Consider the following 17,159-nt stretch of genomic DNA (forward strand, 5'->3'; position numbering starts at 1 on the left):
GACATCCCGTCCGCTCGGACATCCCGCCCGTTCGGACCGACTCCGCGTCTGCCGACCCGTCAGTTCTCCCACCCCTGGGGTTTTCCCCACCCGTGACGCGGGGGCGGCCACCATCGCCCGACCACCCCGGGCCGGGCCAGGCTGGACACCGACGAGAACACCGGCACGGGGGAGGACCGCGATGAGCACCGGACGCCACGGACCACTGCGCACCGCACGCCACGGACCACTGCGCACCGCACCGACGACACCGCTGATCACCGTGCTCCTGGCAGCCCTGGCCGTCCTGCTCGCCGGGGCCGGACGGGCCGCCGCCGCGCCCGGTCCGGCCGAGCCGGTCAGCACCGTGGTCGAGTTCACCGGCGCCGGCGGCACCGTCCTGCACGGCCTGGTGCTGGCACCGCCCACGGCGGCGGCCGGCACCCGCGGCCCCGGGCTGGTCATGATCCCCGGAGCCGGCCCGGGCCCGCTCGGCGACCTGCGGCCCGCCGCCGAGGCCTACGCCCGGCGCGGCATCACCACCCTGGTCTTCGACAAGCGCACCGACGGCTACTCGATGACCCACCGCGACTACGGGCAGCTCGCCGACGACGCCCTCGCCGCCGTCCGGCTGCTGCGCTCCCGGCCGGAGGTCGAACCCGACCGGGTCGGCCTGTGGGGCCTCTCCGAGGGCGCCTGGGTGGTCTCGCTCGCCGCCACCCGCTCCGACGACGTGGCGTACCTGGTCACCGTCGGCGCGGCCGGGCTCACCCCGGGCCGCCAGCAGTCCTGGGCGTACGACGGCTACCTGCGCCACGACGGCATCTCCGGCTCACTGCGCACCGCCCTGCCGGACACCTCGATCCGCGTGCTCGGCGCCGCCGGGATCTTCCCCGAGGCCGACTACGACCCGGTACCGGTCTGGGAGCGGGTCCACCAGCCCGTCCTCGCCGAATGGGGCACCCTCGACCGCGAGGCCGCCCCCGAGGAGAGCGCCACGATCATCCGGCAGGCCCTCGACCGCGCCGGCAACACCCACTACACGATGCGGACGGTCCCCGACGTCCGGCACAACCTGCACGTCACCCACGACGACGGGTACGACCGGCCCGACCGGCTGCCGCCCGACTACGCCGACGCCGAAGCCGCCTGGGTCCGGGGGCTCGCCACCGCGCTCCCCACCGCCTCCGCCGACCCGCCCCCGCACCAGACCACCCACAGCCACGCGCTCGCCCCGGTGCGCTGGTACGAGTCCGCCTGGTCCGAGGCCGTCGCCACCCTGCTCTGCCTGACCGGCTTCGCGGGCTACGCACTGACCGGCGCCGTCCGCCGGATCCGCCGCCGCCCGCGCACCACCGCCCTGCCCCGCGCCGCCCGCTGGGCGGCCGTCACCGGCACCGCCGGGCTGGTGGGCGGGCTCGGCTACCTGCTCTTCCTGATGGTCACGGCCGCGATGTACCCCGGCCCGGTGCTGCTCGGCCGACCGGTGGTCTGGCTGGCGGTGCAGCTGCTCGCCCTGACCGCCGTCGGCTCGGCCGCAATCGCCGCCGGCACCGCCCTGCGGCGACGGACCGCCCTCGCCACCGCCCCCGTCCTCGACCGGGCCCGACTCGGCGCGCTGCTGCTCGCCGCCGCGGTGTTCGTCCCCTGGGCCCTCTCCTGGGGACTTCTGCTGCCATGACTCCTCCCGCGGTCCCCCGCCCCGCAGCGGTCGGTCAGCCCGTCGCCACGACGCACGACGGCGGCGCCCCGCCGCCCGTCGCCCCGCCGCCCGCCGCCCCGCCGCCCGCCGGCCCGGCGCCCGCCGGCCCGGCGGCGTCCGCCGCCGCGCGGACGAACGCCAGCACCCGGGCCGTCGAGTTGCCCTCCCGCCAGATCGGGCCGCGTTCGATCGGGGGCGCGTCGTGGATCGGCACGTAGGCGACGTCCGGGCGGGGGTAGTAGCGGCGGGAGTGCTCACCGACCGGCAGGACGCCTCGACCCATCGCGACCAGGCTGAGCATCTCGGAGAACGTCCCGCCGGACGGTCCCCTGGGCACCGGCCGGCCGGCCGGGGTGTGGTCGGGGGTGCGGTCCCGCTTGAAGGTCACCGAGGTGACCGCCGGGTACTGCACCACCGGGTTATCGGCCAGCACCTCGATCGACACCGACCGCTCCGCGGCCAGCGGATGCCCCGCGGCCACCGCCAGCACCCGCTGCTCGGTCAGCAGCACCGGACCGCGGGCCATGCCGTCGAACGGGTAGGAGGCGATCAGCACGTCCACCGAACCGTCCAGCAGGCTCGCCCGCGAGTTGGAGAGCTGCACCTCCCGAACATCGACCCGGCAGTCGGGGTGCCGCTCGCCGAACAGCGCGACCGCCCTGAGCAGCACCGGCGCCGTCCACTCCCCGAGGAAGGCCACCCGCAGCTCCCCGGTGACGCCCCGGCTGGCGTCCTCCGCCCGGCGCAGGGCCGCCGCCATCGCCTCCACCACCGGCGCCAGGTCGTCGGCCAACTGCCGCCCCACGGGGGTGAGTCGGACCGAGCGGCTGGTGCGCTCGAAGAGCGGGCCGCCGATCCGGCGTTCCAGCTTCTTCACCACCTGGCTCACCCGCCCGGTGGTCAGGTGCAGGCGTTCGGCGGTCCGGCCGAAGTGCAGTTCCTCCACGAGCGCGAGGAAGACCTCGACCTCCAGCCGCTCCAGCATCCGCCCCACTCCTCGATCGTTGAATCCTGCTCAACGATCGTACGTCCATCGTGCGTTGATGACGCGTCCGCTCCGGAGGATCGTAGAACCCGTCACCGACCGCGCGGAACGGCCCGCGGCGATCCCACCACCACGCACGGAGCACCCCATGACCAGCACCGCCGCCGCCGCAACCCCCGCCGCCACCGCGACCGGCACCACCGAGCGCCGGATCACCGCCGGCCTCTTCATCTCCCTCGACGGTGTCGTCGAAGCCCCCGAGACCTGGCACTTCCCCTATCTGAACGAAGAGATGGGCGCCGTCGTCGGCGGCCTCGCCGCCGCGGCCGACACCCTGCTGCTCGGCCGGCGCACCTACGAGACCTTCGCCGCCACCTGGCCCCACCAGACCGGCGACATGGCGGACGCCCTCAACGCCGTTCGCAAGCTGGTCGTGTCCACCACGCTCACCGAGACCGAGTGGAACAACTCCACCGTCCTCGGCGGCGACCTCGTCGCCGAACTGACCGAGCTCAAGCGGCAGCCGGGCCGCGACATCAGCGTCACCGGCAGCATCATGCTCACCCGGTCCCTGCTGCGCGCCGGCCTGATCGACGACCTCCACCTGTTCGTCCACCCGGTCGTCCTGGGCTCCGGCATCCGCCTCTTCACCGAGCAGGACCGCATCCCGCTGCGGCTCGCCCACTCGGCCACCTTCCGCACCGGCGTGGTCCACCTGCACTACCAGCAGGCCTGACCTCCCACCCGCCCCTCCCCCTCGCACACCAAAGGACACCCACCATGCGCGTCGTAGCCTTCGACCACCTCGTCCTCAACGTCTCGGACGTCGAGCGCTCCCTGGCCTTCTACGCCGGCCAACTGGGCCTGGAGCCCGTCCGCGTCGACGAATGGCGCGCCGGCAAGGTGTCCTTCCCCTCCGTCCGCGTCACGCCCGAGACCATCATCGACCTGACCGACCGCCCCCGGCACGAGTCCAACGTCGACCACATCTGCCTCACCGTCGAACCCCTCGACTGGCAGGAGGTCATCGACGCCGGCACCTTCACCGTCCTCGAAGGCCCCGTCTCCCGCTACGGCGCCCGCGGCACCGCCACCTCGGTCTACGTCCAGGACCCCGACGGCAACACCGTCGAACTCCGCTGGTACCCGCAGGACGCCGCCAACTGAGCCCGGGTGCCGCCCCGGCCCCACGGGGGTGGATCGGGGCGGCACCCGTCCGTCACGGACGGACGGACGGAAGCGAAGACCTCGACGTCGCGCCTCGCCGCGGATCCGGCCGGGCGCGACGACGAACGCCGGTCAGCCGAGCAGGAGTTCCGCCGCCGGGGTGTGGTTCCCGGTCACGGAGGCGCCGGCCATCGCCGAGGCGGCCGTCGCCGGGTCGGTGCCGGGCGGCACCACCAGCAGGAGGAAGTGGTCCTGGAGGCCCCGGGTGACGCTGATCGTGGCGTCGCTGCCGGTGAACCAGTTGATCCTGATCGTCAGGCCGTTCGCGTCGACGGACCGGGGCACACCGTCCCAGGCCGAGGTGTCGAGGCCGACCCGCAGGATGCGCCCGAAGTGGGCACCGAGCGCGGTGATCAGGTCCGGCAGTTCGGCGAGAACCCGGTTCGAGCGGGGCCACCAGGCCCCGTCGAAGACGCCCTCCCGCGACATCGTCGGCTCCAGCTCCAGGCGCGGCAGCAGCGGGGCACCGGCCACCGTCCACGGTCCGGAGGAGGAGGAAATGGGAAGGGGGATCGGCATCATGCGAAGCCGCCCGTCCGGTCCACGAGGGACCCGTCATGACCCAGGGCGACGTCGACGCTGACGCCGGTGTGCGGAACGTCCTCGGTTGCTTCCCACGGTACTCCGCGGCAGGTCTCCCCGGCCGGGCACCACAGGAGTCGGCCCGGGCACCACAGGAGTAGGGTCGAAGGCATCCAGGGCATCCCGCATTCCGGTCCCCGTTCCGGCTTCGTTCTGGGTGAAGGACAGCCCGGCAGCCCCCGGCGGGCAGTCGGAGACGGGAACGGTGAGCACTGTGACCACCTACTCCCCCCAGCGGGCACGGCCACGCCACGGCCTCACGGTCGCCGACGCCATGGACCCCTGCGACTACCAGATAGCCGACGACAACACCGTCGGCCAGGCCAACGACGTCCTCCGCGGCGCCGACATCGAGTTCCTGCTCGTCCGCGACCACGACGGCCGGTGCGAGGGGCTGGTCACCCGCACCGGACTCCACCCGTTCCTGGCCCGTTCCTCGGACAGCGAGCTGACCGCGATCAGTTCCACCTCGCACCAGCGCGGCCCGTTCGCCTGGCCGACCATGGGCCTGGCCCTGGCCGCGATCGCGATGCAGATCAAGCACCTGGCGGTCTGGCCCGTCGTCGACGAGGACGGCTACATCCTCGGTGTGCTCACCGCGGACCGCGCCACCGGCCTGCTCTCCGCCGAGGCCGCGTGACCCGCGACGCCCCGCCGACCCCGCCCCGGGAAGCCCGTCCGGCTCCCGGAGCGGGTCGGCGACGCGCGGCGATCAGTCCGCGAGCGGGAGGTAGACCCGGCTACCCTCGGCCTTGAACTCCTCGGACACGGCCTGCATGCCGGCCTCGGCCGTCGCGCCGTCGCGGTGTCCGTCGCGGATCTTCATCGACGACAACTCCGTTCCGAGACCAGCACCTCGACGCTGGGCCGACGCCACGATCGGCGCACCCACGCGGCTCAGTACCAGCGGGTGAACGCGGAGGCGCCCAGGCCGGCGGCGGTGGCCGCCGCATGGTGCAACACCTGGAGCGGGGTGTCCAGCAGGTCCCCGGCCGCGAACCCGGGGTCACCGCCCGGGCCTGAGCGTCTCCGCGCAGCCCTCCGGCGTGCGGAAGTCGTCGGCTGTGGGACGAGGTGCGCGCACCTCCCCGCTGCCTCCTGTTCGGACACGGGCCCGACGACCCATGCGCCGGTCGAGCCCACCGTCCGTCCTCCTCGCCACCGCGACGGACGGTACCGGGTCGGGCGGGAAGGCTGGGACCACCGATTCGACCACCGTTCCGGCCAAGGCGCGTGGCGCTGTCCCGGGACGGCCCTCCGGCCGCCCGAGACAGCGCCACACGTGGTCGAGCATCAGTCCGTCGGCGGGAAGTGGACCCGCTTCGGACGCTCGCCGCCCATCACGGCGAGGGCTAGTGCCGACGGCGAGCTGCGACTCGTCCGCTGCGCCTCACGAGGATGAGGATTGAGCCTCCCAGCACGACGGCAGCCGCCGAGCCGGCCGCGATGACGATCGACTTGCCGGAGCCGGTGGCAGCGAGTGCTTGCCCCGACTCGTGCGGACGCACGGTCGGCGCACCCTGTTCGTGACCGCCCTTGCCGTTGCCGTGGTCGGCCGGAGCGTTGCCGTGGTCGGCCGGAGCGTTGCCGTGGTTGCCCTGGTCCTTCCCGTGATCGCCTTGTTCGTGGCCACCGTGACCTTGACCACCGTGACCGCCCGGAGACTGGGGCGGTCCGGCCGGACCAGCAGGACCAGCAGGACCGGCAGGACCGGCAGGACCTGATGGGCCGGCCGGACCAGCAGGGCCGGGCGAGCCGTTGGCACCCGGCGAACCGTTGGCACCCGGCGAACCATTGGCGCCAGGCAAACCATTGGCACCGGGCGAACCATTGGCGCCAGGCAAACCATTGGCACCGGGCGAACCATTGGCGCCAGGCAAACCATTGGCGCCAGGCAAACCGTTAGCGCCCGGCAAACCGTTAGCGCCCGGCGAACCGTTGGCGCCCGGCAAACCGTTGGCACCGGGCGAACCGTTGGCGCCAGGAGCACCCGGAGCACCGTTGGGGCCGGGCGCACCGGGAGCGCCGGGCGAACCGTTGGCACCGGGCGCGCCGGGAGCACCGTTGGCGCCGGGAGCGCCGGGGGCACCGTTGGGGCCGGGAGCACCCGGAGCGCCCGGGGAGCCCGCCACGCCCGGAGCACCGTTGGGGCCGGGTGCACCGGGGGCGCCAGGAGCACCCGGAGCACCGTTGGGGCCGGGCGCACCAGGAGCGCCGGGCGAACCGTTGGCACCGGGCGCGCCGGGGGCACCGTTGGGACCGGGAGCACCCGGAGCGCCCGGGGAGCCCGCCACGCCCGGAGCACCGTTAGGTCCAGGTGCACCCGGGGAACCCGCGGCACCGGGAGGACCAGCGGGCCCACTCGGTCCAGGGGGGCCACTCGGTCCGGGCGGGCCGCTCGGTCCGGGAGGGCCGACGGTGCAGGCAGCCCTCGTGATGGTGTTGTCGTCCAGAGTGACGGCACCGTTGCGGGCCAGGGCGCGGCCTTCGATCACCGAGGCGTGGTTCACGCTGATGGACGTGAGGGCCAGGATGTTGCCCTTGAAGAAGGAGTTGACGTCGATGGTGGCGGAGCTACCGACCTGCCAGAACACATTGCAGGGCTGCGCTCCGTTGACCAGGCTGACGACGCTCGACGGAGCCGTGATGAGGGTGGAGCCGATCTGGAAGATGAAGACGGCGTTCGGGTCGCCCATCGCGTCGAGGGTGACGGTCCCGGTGAGGTTCAGCGACGAACTCGCCTTGTAGACGCCGGGCGTCAGCGTCAGCCCTCCGATGTCGCCGGGCGAGGTCAGGATGGCCGTGGGGGCCCGGCCGGCGGCATCGTTGTAGGCGATGACGAGGTCTGACTGGGCCTGCGCCGCCTGCGCGTCGTTGACGTGCTGAACCCCGTTCACGGCTCCGGGAGGGAAGCCCGTCACGCTGGTGCCCGGGAAGAGCCCCAGGTCGCCGTTGATGACGCTGGGGCCGGTGTTGGTGACGGTTGAGCCCGCCAGGATCGCATAGCTGGTGTCAGTTCCCAGCCCCACCGGTGCCGTTGCGGCGTGCGCGGGGCTGGGGACCAGACCGGCCGTCGCGAGCAACGTCAGTCCGGACAGCAGGACGGACGCCCCCGCGAGTCGAGCGCGTCTGCGCCCTCGTCCCGGTGGAGCGGACAGCATGGCATCGACTGCCATAGGACAGGACCTTTCTTGTCGCCGTTGAACTCCGTCACCCGAAGAGGGCATCCGGAGCGACGCTGGTGGTGCCCGGTCAGGCTTCACGCCCTCGCACTCGCGCCGGAGGGCTTTCGAAGAGCTGGAGCCGACCAGAACAGGTGATGGATAGTCACCAACTCACTACACCGTGCAACAGCAACAGGAAAGAAGAGAGCGATAAGGATGCAACGGAGTGACGCACCAGCGCCGATCGGGGCATGCCGCCCGCCTCGCCACACAGTTCGTCCACACATCAATGGCGGGCTGTCATCCTCCGGCAGCCGTCGGCTGCTCGGGTCGCCGCCAGGGTCGTAGCAGTACCGTTTTTTCCTCTTGGCCGCGCCCGGGCCGGTGAATCACGTATCGCCCCGTGATCCCAATCGTTGGCCCGATCATGAACGACCTGACGAATCCGCAGGAAGAGGCGCTCACTGCGGCCGCCGGTGACGCCGACACGGTGGCCGAGCGCTGCCGCTCGACGCCGTCCGGGCTCCCGACGGCTCCGACGTCGACACGGTCCTGGACGGCCTGCTCACCGGCCGTCCCCGGAATCTCTCCCCGGAGCGGGGGCTCGCACTCGTCCGCGAGATCCTCGGGCTCCGACCCACACCCGAGAATCCGCCGACCGGATTCCACCTGCGCACCCGAACGTGCGCGGCGCTGCGCCGGACACCGCTTTCGGGGCCCAGCGCAGCGCCTCGGCACCTGCCGTCAGTCGGCCAGCGGGAGGTAGACCCGGTTGCCCTGGGCCTTGAACTCCTCGGACATGGCCTGCATGCCGGCCTCGGCCTCCGCGTCGTAGCCGGACGCCACGGCCGTCGCGCCGTCGCCGTGTTCGTCGCGGATCTTCTGGGAGATCTTCATCGAACAGAACTTCGGGCCGCACATGGAGCAGAAGTGGGCCGTCTTGGCGGGTTCGGCGGGGAGGGTCTCGTCGTGGAAGTCGCGGGCGGTCTCCGGGTCGAGGGCCAGGTTGAACTGGTCCTCCCAGCGGAACTCGAAGCGGGCGTCGGAGAGGGCGTCGTCCCACTCCTGGGCGCCGGGGTGGCCCTTGGCGAGGTCGGCGGCGTGGGCGGCGATCTTGTAGGTGATCACGCCGGTCTTGACGTCGTCGCGGTTGGGCAGGCCCAGGTGCTCCTTGGGCGTGACGTAGCAGAGCATCGCGGTGCCCCACCAGGCGATCATCGCGGCGCCGATGCCCGAGGTGATGTGGTCGTAGCCGGGGGCGACGTCGGTGGTCAGCGGGCCGAGGGTGTAGAACGGCGCCTCGTCGCAGATCTCCTTCTGGAGATCCATGTTCTCCTTGATCTTGTGCATCGGGACGTGGCCCGGGCCCTCGATCATCACCTGGACGTCGCGCTCGCGGGCGATCCGGCCGAGCTCGCCGAGGGTCTGCAGCTCGGCGAACTGCGCCTCGTCGTTGGCGTCGGCGATCGAGCCGGGGCGCAGGCCGTCACCGAGCGAGAAGGTGACGTCGTAGGAGGCGAGGATGTCGCAGAGTTCCTCGAAGTTGGTGTAGAGGAAGTTCTCCTGGTGGTGCGCCAGGCACCAGGCCGCCATGATCGACCCGCCGCGCGAGACGATGCCGGTCTTGCGGCGGGCGGTGAGCGGGACGTAGCGCAGCAGCACACCGGCGTGGACGGTCATGTAGTCGACGCCCTGCTCGCACTGCTCGACGATGGTGTCCCGGTAGACATCCCAGCTCAGCTCCTCGGCCTTGCCGTCGACCTTCTCCAGCGCCTGGTAGAGCGGCACGGTACCGATCGGCACGGGGGAGTTGCGCAGGATCCACTCGCGGGTGGTGTGGATGTTGCGGCCGGTGGAGAGGTCCATGACGGTGTCGGCACCCCAGCGGGTGGCCCAGGTCATCTTCTCCACCTCCTCCTCGATCGAGGAGGTGACGGCCGAGTTGCCGATGTTGGCGTTGATCTTCACCAGGAAGTTGGTGCCGATGACGGACGGCTCCACCTCCGGGTGGTTCACGTTCACCGGGATGACGGCCCGTCCGCGGGCCACCTCGGCGCGCACGAACTCGGGCTCCAGGCCCTCCCGCAGGGCCACGAACTCCATCTCCGGCGTCACCACGCCCCGCTTGGCGTAGGCGAGTTGGGTGACGGCCGTACCGCCGCGACCGCGCAGCGGGCGGCGCGGACGGCCGGGGAAGACGGCGTCCAGGTTGCGCAGGTTCCCGCCGCGCGGCGCGGTGTGCTTGATGCCGTCGTCCTCGGGGCGCGGCTCGCGGCCGTCGTACTCCTCGACGTCGCCGCGCTGGCGGATCCAGGGGTCGCGCAGCGCGGGCAGGCCGCGCCGCACGTCGGGCTCGTACGCCGGGTCGGTGTACGGGCCTGAGGTGTCGTACAGCGGGACGGACCTGCCGTTGGTGAGCCGCACCTCCCGGTACGGGACCCGCAGGTCGGGGCGGGATCCCTCGCGGTAGGCCTTGCTCCAGGCCGGCGTCGGGTAGCCGGTGCGCTCGCTGCTGGGGGCGCTCTGGGCAGACTGCGGCTGTGCGTCGAACGTGGTCATCTGACCTCTACTCCCTACGCCGGCATTACCCGGTCCAGGTTCCTGCGGTCGACGCAGCCGTCGGTCCGTCCGTCGACGTCCCGGTCAGCGCCCTCTCAGCCCGGTGCTCCGAGCTCCCGCGTCGCAGGCGGTGTTGCCTGCACATGACGCCCAACACGGTAGCGAGCCGATTGCCGCAGGTCCAGAGCGGGTCCACGGCCGGGTGACCGCCGGGTGACCGGCCGGGAACGGCCGAGGCCCGGCTCCCCGTGACGGGGACCGGGCCTCAGGGCGGCGATCGGGGAGGGCGTCAGCTCTTGGCGGCCTTCTTCACCAGGATCACCACGGCGGCCGCGATTCCGACGACCACGAGCAGCTTGAGCACGATGCTCAGCAGGGCACCGACCACGCCGAAGACGAAGGCGACGATGTTCCAGGCCAGCACCAGGACCAGCACCGGGATGACGATGTTGCGCACCCACGAGGGCAGCGACTTCCAGAGCTCAGCCATGTCCGTACCTCTTCTCCCCTCGGGTCGGCCGCCGTCCGGTGCCGCATCCCGCTTGCTTTCGATACTTCGATCGTACGGGGGCCCGAGTGCCGGAACGAGGGCCAACGGCCCGGAGAGAACCCCGAGATCACCCCGACCCCGACCCCCGGGAACACCCCCTGCGGGTCTACGGGGCGACCCCCTGGGAGACCCCCGCCGAACGGCCGGGGAAACGGCTGCGCCGCAGGTCAGACGGGCCAGCGCTCACCGCACCAGGCGGCGTCCCAGAACATCCACTCGTAGCGCGAGGTGGTCACGAAGTGCTCGACCACCTTGCGGCGCTCGACCGGGGAGAGCTCCTCGCCGAGCCGGTCGGTGAGCGCCAGCACCCGGCGGACCACGGACTGGAACGCCTCGTCGCCGTAGGTCGCGATCCACTTGGCGTAGAGCGGGTCGGGGGAGCCCTGGGCGAGCAGCGCCTCGCCGACCCGGGCGTAGATCCAGTAGCAGGGCAGCACCGCGCCGACCGCCTCGGCGAAGGAGCCGCCGTAGACGGTGGCCAGCAGGTAGCTGGTGTAGGCCCGGGTGGTGGGCAGCACCGGTTCGGCGGCGGCCTGCTCGGCGGTGCCGCCGAAGGCGGTCAGGAACTCGGCGTGCATGCCCTGCTCGGCGGCCAGCGCGCCGACCGCGTCGTCGGCGAAGGCCCGGACGTCCTCCTCGCCGGGCGCCTTGGCGGCGCAGACGGCGAGGGCGCGGGCGTAGTCGCGCAGGTAGTGCGAGTCCTGGACGACGAAGTGGCGGAAGACCTCGCGCGGCAGGGTGCCGTCGGTGAGGCCGGCGAGGAAGGGGTGGGCGAGGATCTCGGCGTAGACCGGCTCGATGGCCGCCCAGAGTTCTTCGGTGAGGCTGCGGGTCATGCGGACGACCCTAGGCTCAGTCCTCCGGCGGCGAGAACACCACCAGCACCCGCAGTTCCTCGGTGACGTGGTGGAACCGGTGCGGGGTGCCGGCCGGGACGTACACCACCGTGCCGCGCCCGACCGTCGCGGTCTCGGCGCCGACCGTCAACTCGGCCCGGCCGCTGATCACCTGGTAGATCTCGTCCTGCTCGTGCGCGGTCTGCGGGTCGGTGTCACCGGGGGAGAGCGCGTAGAGCCCGGCGGACATCCGCGGTTCGCGCAGGAACCTCAGGTACGCGCCGTCGTTGGCCGCCCGCTCGGCGTCCAGTTCGTCCAGCCGGAACAGCTTCACCGCCGCCGTCCTCCCCTCGTCGTCCACCTCCGGGACCAGGGGCATTCAACACCAACCCGCCGTGTGGTGGTTCCGCCGGGACGGTGTTGCCTGCCACTCTTGGGCGGCATGAAGGGTTTCGTCATCAAGACACTGATCAACGCGGCCGCCATCTGGGTCGCCGCCTGGATCGTCAGCGGCATACAACTCGCCCAGGGCACGGCGGACTGGCAGCACAAGGCACTCACGGTGCTCGGTGTCGCGGTCGTCTTCGGCCTGGTCAACTGGCTGATCAAGCCGGTGGTCAAGCTGTTCTCGTTCCCGCTGTTCATCCTCACGCTGGGCCTGATCACCTTCGTGATCAACGCCCTGATGCTGATGCTGACCTCGTGGGCGTCGGGGAAGCTGGAACTGGACTTCCACGTGACCGGCTTCGGGGCCGCGCTGATCGGCTCGCTGATCATCAGCCTGGTGGCCTGGGGCCTGCACCTGGCCCTGGACGACGACTGACCGCGTCGTGCACACCCGGGCGAAGGGGCCCGCACCCGGTGGACCACCCGGGTGCGGGCCCCTTCGCCGTCCCGTCGGCGACGGCCCCGCGGGCGCTCAGCCCGCGTTCTCGCGCCCCCGGAGGATGTCCGCGAGCTCGGCGTCGAGCTCCCGCCCGTCGAGTTCCCGCCCCACCGGCACCAGCCGGTCGGTGCGCGCCAGGAAGGCGGCCAGCGACGCCGCCGGGGCCCGCAGCACCGCGTCGCCGTCGGGGGAGCGCAGCACGACCCGGACCTCCGTCGGATCCGCGTCGTCCGGGCGGACGTGCACGTCGCCCTCGCCCGCCGGGCCGCCGATCCCGTCGAGCAGCAGCTCCCGCGCGAAGAACCAGGTGACCGGGGCGTTGCCGGGCAGGTGGAAGGTGAACCGGACGGCGTACGGATCGCCGGCCTCGTACGCCGCGTCCACCATGATGCGGAGGGAGAGTTCGTGCGAGACCACGAGGTTCATCACCAGGTGGTCCTGGACTGTGCTGTGCTGCATGGCGCCAGTACCTCTCGTTCTGCCCGGACGGTCGGTGCGCTGGGTCCGACGGCGACCGGACGCGGTTTCGACGTTTCCCGACGGTTTCGTGCGACCGACCCACGTCCGTGCGCCCGGTGGTCGCCCATTGCAGCACAACGGCTCCCCGGACGGACGCATCCGACCGGGTCGGCGTTTCGACCCATTCCGTGGGTTTCGACGCATTCCCGGCGCGGGAGACTCCCGCACAACGCTCCTGCCCCGGAGGTGGCCATGGGCCCCGAACACCGAACCCCGCCACCGCGCCCGGTCGTGAAGCGCACCGCCCGGGCGATCCTGCTGGAGCTGGACCCGGACGACCCGCACGGCCCGGCCTCGATCGTGCTGATCCGGCGGGTCCGGCCGGGTGCGCCCCACCCGTACTGGATCACTCCCGGCGGCGGGGTCGAGCGCGGTGACCGGACGGTGGTCGAGGCCCTGCACCGCGAGGTGGACGAGGAACTCGGCGGCAAGGTCGTGGACGTGGTGCCCGCCTTCGTCGACACCATCAGCCACACGCACCACGACGACGGCACGCTGCTGCACCCGCACGGGGTCAAGGTGCAGCACTTCTTCGTCTGCCGGCTCGCGTCGATGGACCTCAGCCGGCGGCACGGGCCGGAGGTGACGGAGCCGAACGGCGAGTACGAGGTGGTCCGGCTGCCGTTCACCCGGGAGGGGGTCACCTCGGTCAACGTGGTGCCGCCCCGGCTGCGGGCGTACCTGGCGGCCAACATCGAGGGCATCCGCGCGCTGCTCGCGCCCGACCTCGGGTGATCCCGGGCGGTCGCGGGTGATCACCCGTCGGTCGCGGGTGGTCCTCGGGCGGTCGCGGGTGATCACCCGGCGGCCAGGTCGCCGACCAGGTCGTGCCGGATCCGCTCAGCCGGCACTCCGCAGCGCAGCAGCACCCCGACACCCCGGCGCACCATCGCGGGCGGGCCGCTGAGCACCGCGTCCCGGCCCGTCCACGGACCGAACCGGCTGACCACCTCGGGCAGTTCACCGGTCAGCGCGCCCTCGGCCGGACCGGCACCGGACAGCACCGGCCGGACCGTCAGCCAGGGGTTGACCCGCGCCAGCTCGCGCAGCCCGGCCAGCGCGTACAGCTCGGGGGCGCGGCGCGCACCGTAGAAGACCTCGACCCGGCGGCCGTGCGCGCCGTACTCGGCGACCTCCTCGACCAGGGCGCGGACCGGCGCGATGCCGGTGCCGCCGCCGAGGCAGACCAGGTCCGTGCCGACGGTGTGGTCGACGGTCATCGAACCGGCCGCCGGGCCCAGCCTCAGGACGTCCCCGGGCACGGCCCGGTGGACCAGCGCGTTGCTCACCCAGCCCGCCTGGACGGCCTTGACGTGGAAGGTCAGCAGCCCGTCCGGGCGCGGGGCGGAGGCGAAGGAGAAGTGCCGCCAGACCCGCGGCCACCAGGGCGTCTCCAGATTGGTGTACTGCCCGGCCCGGAACGGGTACGCCTGGTCCGGACGGACGGTGATCACCGCGACGTCCCGGGCCGGGCGTTCGTGCCGGACCACCTCGCCCTGCCACCAGGGCGGCGAGGTGCGGGCGGCCTCCTCGGCGGCCTCGATCATGATCGAGGAGATCAGCCGGTAGGCGCGGCGCCAGGCCAGCTCGGTGTCGGTGTCCCAGCGGCCGCCCGTGTACCGGGCCAGCGCCTGCACCAGGCACTCCCCCACCGGGGCGTAGTGGCCGGTCAGTGTGCCGTACCGGCGGTGGCCACGGCCGAGCGCGGCCAGTCCGGTGCGCAGGGCCACAGGGTCCTCGGCGCCGCGCGCGGCGGACAGCAGGGCGCGGAACAGCCGGTCGCGCTGGACGTCCATGGCGGCGGGGAAGAGCGAGCGGACCTCGGGGTGGTGGAGGAAGAGCAGCGCGTAGAAGTGCGCGGTGGCCCGGTCGGCGACCGGCTCGACGGCGGCGAGGCTGACCCGGATCAGCTCGACGTCCCGCGCGGTGAGCGGCAGTTCGACGGCGGGGACGATCATCTGCCCGGGGGCGGCGGGGAGCCCGGCGGGCAGCGCGGCCGGCAGCGGGGCCGCCGGGAGCGCGGCCGGGGGCTGCGCCGACGGCGTCCGCACGGCCCAGGCGTCGCTCCACCTGTCCCCCGGTCCGGCCCAGTTGAGCCCGGGGGCGTCGGTGAACAGCGGGCGGAAGGCCGGCGAGGTGCCGGTGACCGAGACCGCCTCCGGGTGGCTCGGAGCGAGGTGGCTCGGAGCGAGGTGGCCCGGAGCGAGGTGGCCCGGCGCGAGGTGGCCCGGAGCCGGGACGGCCGGCGGTTCGGACGGCATCGCCGGGATCACCGGGCGAAGCCGTTCCGTCCCACGGACGTCCGGCCCGGGGGCGTCCGTTCCACGGGCGCCCGGTACCGGCGGCAGGACGGCCGTGGGTGCCTGCGCGGGTGTCACCGGCGGCAGGTCCGGCGGGTCCAGCGGCATCGGCGGCCGTACGGTCGCCTCCGGCGCTTCCGGCGGCGGCCCCTGGGGCGGGAGCTCCGGCAGGCCCGGAACGGCGGTGACCCCCGCCGAGCCGTGCCCGGTGCGGACCAGGAGAGTTCTGCGGGACTTCACCGCTACGTTTCGAGTACCCAAGAGAATCGTTTCGCCTCCGGCCGGCCTGCGCCACCACCTGGCTTGTCTCTGCTGACGCCTAGGCAGCGTGGCATGCCCGAACTGCTCATCCGACAAATCACGCGAAGCCCGGACACCCGCCCCGGCAACGCGCTACTCTCACTCGATCGCGGTTGCCCTGAGTGGCCCCCCGTCCACCCAGGGCAACCGCCGTCCGTCCGCGGCGGCCGCGCTCAGAGCTGCCGCAGCAGCATCCCCGGCTGCTCCACGCAGTCCGCGACGAAGCGCAGGAAGCCGCCCGCCGTCCCGCCGTCGCAGACCCGGTGGTCGAAGGTGAACGACAGCTGCGTCACCTCGCGCACCGCCAGCTCCCCGTGGTGGACCCAGGGCTTGGCGACGATCCGCCCGACCCCGAGCATCGCCGCCTCGGGGTGGTTGAGGATCGGGGTGGACCCGTCCACGCCGAACACCCCGTAGTTGTTCAACGTGAAGGTGCCGCCGGTCAGTTCGGCCGGAGTGAGCGAGCCACCCCGCGCCGACTCGGTCAACCGGGCCAGCTCCTCGCCGAGTTGCTCGGTGCTGCGGGCCTGCGCGTCCCGCACCACCGGGACGACCAGGCCGCGCTCGCCCTGCGCGGCGAAGCCCAGGTGCACCGCCGAATGCCGGACGATGCCCGAACCGTCCTCGGTCACCGAGGAGTTGAGCTCGGGGAAGCGTGCCAGCGCGACCGTGCAGATCCGGGCCAGCAGGGCCAGCACGCTCACCTTCGGGCCCGGCGTCGCGTTCAACTGCCGGCGCAGCGCCATCAGTTCGGTGGCGTCGACGTCCACCCAGCAGGTCGCGGCCGGGATCTCCCGGTGGCTGCGGCTGAGCTTCTCGGCCACCGCCTTGCGCAGCCCACGCAGCGGGACGACCACCTCCGGCCCGACGGGCGAGGCCGACGGAGAAGCCGACGGAGAAGCCGACGGGGAGACCGGCCGGGCGACGGCCGGAGCGGCCACCCTGGCGGCGACTGCCCGTTCGACGTCCGCCCGCATGATCAGTCCGTCCGGCCCGCTCCCGCTGAGCGCGGCCAGGTCGACCCCCTGCTCCCGGGCCAGCCGCCGCACCAGCGGCGAGATCACCGGCAGGACGGCCGGACCGGCGGCCACCACCGCGACCGGAGCGGCCGCCACCGGAGCCGGGGCAGCCGGAGCAGCCACGGCGGCGGCGGCCACGACCGGGGCGCCACCTGCGGCGGCCACCCCGACCCGGCGCCGCCGGCCGCCCTTGCCGGTCTCCGCGACGCCGTACCCGACCAGCGGCCGCTCGACCTCGGCGGAGGGCCGGTCCGCAGGCTCACCGGCGGGGCCGGCCGGCTCTCCGGTACCCCCGTCCGCCGCCGCCACCGCGACCGTCACCAGCGCCGCGCCGACGGCGATCTCCTCGCCCTCCTCGCCGTACCGCGCGGTGACCACCCCGCCGTACGGGCAGGGCACCTCCACCACGGCCTTGGCGGTCTCCACCTCGACCACCGGCTGGTCGACGGCAATGACCTCGCCGACCTCGACCATCCAGCGCACGACTTCCGCCCCGGTGAGTCCCTCACCGAGGTCGGGCAGCCGGAACTCCCGCACGACGGGCATCACGA

The 17,159-nt window shown here is 73.0% G+C and carries 16 protein-coding genes and 1 riboswitch; of the genes, 6 read left to right on the forward strand and 10 right to left on the reverse strand.

Going from position 1 to position 17,159, the window contains the following annotated elements:
- The first annotated feature begins 181 nt into the window (after window positions 1-181).
- Window positions 182-1,660 (forward strand): prolyl oligopeptidase family serine peptidase, encoded by a 1,479-nt coding sequence (locus tag AB0D10_RS21710; protein WP_360258711.1) that lies wholly within the window; start codon window positions 182-184, stop codon window positions 1,658-1,660.
- Window positions 1,661-1,694: 34 nt separating this feature from the next.
- Here AB0D10_RS21710 and AB0D10_RS21715 read toward each other — a convergent pair whose 3' ends face one another.
- Window positions 1,695-2,666, reverse strand: coding sequence for a LysR family transcriptional regulator (locus AB0D10_RS21715; protein WP_360258714.1), 972 nt, complete (start codon window positions 2,664-2,666; stop codon window positions 1,695-1,697).
- Between the two features lie 148 nt (window positions 2,667-2,814).
- On the opposite strand from AB0D10_RS21715, the gene AB0D10_RS21720 reads away from it, so the two are divergent.
- Entirely contained in the window at window positions 2,815-3,402 is a 588-nt protein-coding gene (locus AB0D10_RS21720; protein ID WP_360258717.1) for a dihydrofolate reductase family protein, read from the forward strand.
- 44 nt (window positions 3,403-3,446) lie between these two features.
- Window positions 3,447-3,833: a VOC family protein gene (locus AB0D10_RS21725; RefSeq protein ID WP_360258720.1), complete on the forward strand. Its 387-nt coding sequence runs from the start codon at window positions 3,447-3,449 to the stop codon at window positions 3,831-3,833.
- A 132-nt stretch (window positions 3,834-3,965) separates the two neighbouring features.
- Here the strand turns inward: AB0D10_RS21725 and AB0D10_RS21730 are convergent, their stop codons facing one another.
- Window positions 3,966-4,415, reverse strand: a complete 450-nt coding sequence (locus AB0D10_RS21730) for a DUF5994 family protein (RefSeq protein ID WP_360258724.1) — start codon at window positions 4,413-4,415, stop codon at window positions 3,966-3,968.
- Between the two features lie 265 nt (window positions 4,416-4,680).
- On the opposite strand from AB0D10_RS21730, the gene AB0D10_RS21735 reads away from it, so the two are divergent.
- Window positions 4,681-5,115, forward strand: coding sequence for a CBS domain-containing protein (locus tag AB0D10_RS21735; RefSeq protein WP_360258727.1), 435 nt, complete (start codon window positions 4,681-4,683; stop codon window positions 5,113-5,115).
- Between the two features lie 712 nt (window positions 5,116-5,827).
- On the opposite strand, the gene AB0D10_RS21740 is transcribed toward AB0D10_RS21735, so the two are convergent.
- The 5 genes from AB0D10_RS21740 to AB0D10_RS21760 all read right to left on the reverse strand — a co-directional run bounded on the left by AB0D10_RS21740 (window position 5,828) and on the right by AB0D10_RS21760 (window position 11,918).
- Window positions 5,828-7,651: an ice-binding family protein gene (locus AB0D10_RS21740; RefSeq protein ID WP_360258730.1), complete on the reverse strand. Its 1,824-nt coding sequence runs from the start codon at window positions 7,649-7,651 to the stop codon at window positions 5,828-5,830.
- Window positions 7,652-8,383: 732 nt separating this feature from the next.
- Window positions 8,384-10,198 (reverse strand): phosphomethylpyrimidine synthase ThiC, encoded by a 1,815-nt coding sequence (gene thiC, locus AB0D10_RS21745; protein WP_360258733.1) that lies wholly within the window; start codon window positions 10,196-10,198, stop codon window positions 8,384-8,386.
- A riboswitch (TPP riboswitch) is annotated at window positions 10,193-10,328 on the reverse strand. Its footprint overlaps the gene before it by 6 nt.
- A 159-nt stretch (window positions 10,329-10,487) precedes the next feature.
- Complete coding sequence (locus AB0D10_RS21750; protein ID WP_360258737.1) at window positions 10,488-10,688, reverse strand: DUF5326 family protein; 201 nt, start codon at window positions 10,686-10,688, stop codon at window positions 10,488-10,490.
- A gap of 227 nt (window positions 10,689-10,915) precedes the next feature.
- A complete protein-coding gene (gene tenA, locus AB0D10_RS21755; RefSeq protein ID WP_360258740.1) occupies window positions 10,916-11,584 on the reverse strand; it encodes a thiaminase II in 669 nt (222 codons plus the stop codon).
- Between the two features lie 16 nt (window positions 11,585-11,600).
- The gene (locus tag AB0D10_RS21760) at window positions 11,601-11,918 is read right to left on the reverse strand and encodes a cupin domain-containing protein (protein ID WP_360258866.1); all 318 of its coding nucleotides are present in this window, start codon (window positions 11,916-11,918) and stop codon (window positions 11,601-11,603) included.
- Between the two features lie 108 nt (window positions 11,919-12,026).
- On the opposite strand from AB0D10_RS21760, the gene AB0D10_RS21765 reads away from it, so the two are divergent.
- A complete protein-coding gene (locus tag AB0D10_RS21765) occupies window positions 12,027-12,407 on the forward strand; it encodes a phage holin family protein (RefSeq protein WP_360258743.1) in 381 nt (126 codons plus the stop codon).
- A gap of 96 nt (window positions 12,408-12,503) precedes the next feature.
- Here AB0D10_RS21765 and AB0D10_RS21770 read toward each other — a convergent pair whose 3' ends face one another.
- Window positions 12,504-12,929: an SsgA family sporulation/cell division regulator gene (locus AB0D10_RS21770; RefSeq protein ID WP_360258746.1), complete on the reverse strand. Its 426-nt coding sequence runs from the start codon at window positions 12,927-12,929 to the stop codon at window positions 12,504-12,506.
- A gap of 252 nt (window positions 12,930-13,181) precedes the next feature.
- On the opposite strand from AB0D10_RS21770, the gene AB0D10_RS21775 reads away from it, so the two are divergent.
- The gene (locus AB0D10_RS21775) at window positions 13,182-13,724 is read left to right on the forward strand and encodes an NUDIX domain-containing protein (protein WP_360258749.1); all 543 of its coding nucleotides are present in this window, start codon (window positions 13,182-13,184) and stop codon (window positions 13,722-13,724) included.
- A 62-nt stretch (window positions 13,725-13,786) separates the two neighbouring features.
- Here the strand turns inward: AB0D10_RS21775 and AB0D10_RS21780 are convergent, their stop codons facing one another.
- A complete protein-coding gene (locus AB0D10_RS21780) occupies window positions 13,787-15,529 on the reverse strand; it encodes a globin domain-containing protein (protein WP_360258752.1) in 1,743 nt (580 codons plus the stop codon).
- Between the two features lie 233 nt (window positions 15,530-15,762).
- Window positions 15,763-17,154 carry a dihydrolipoamide acetyltransferase family protein gene (locus AB0D10_RS21785; protein ID WP_360258755.1) on the reverse strand — a complete coding sequence of 464 codons (1,392 nt, stop codon included), beginning with the start codon at window positions 17,152-17,154 and terminating at the stop codon, window positions 15,763-15,765.
- Between the last annotated feature and the right edge of the window lie 5 nt (window positions 17,155-17,159).

This window comes from Kitasatospora sp. NPDC048545 (genome assembly GCF_040651155.1).
GTDB lineage: Bacteria > Actinomycetota > Actinomycetes > Streptomycetales > Streptomycetaceae > Kitasatospora.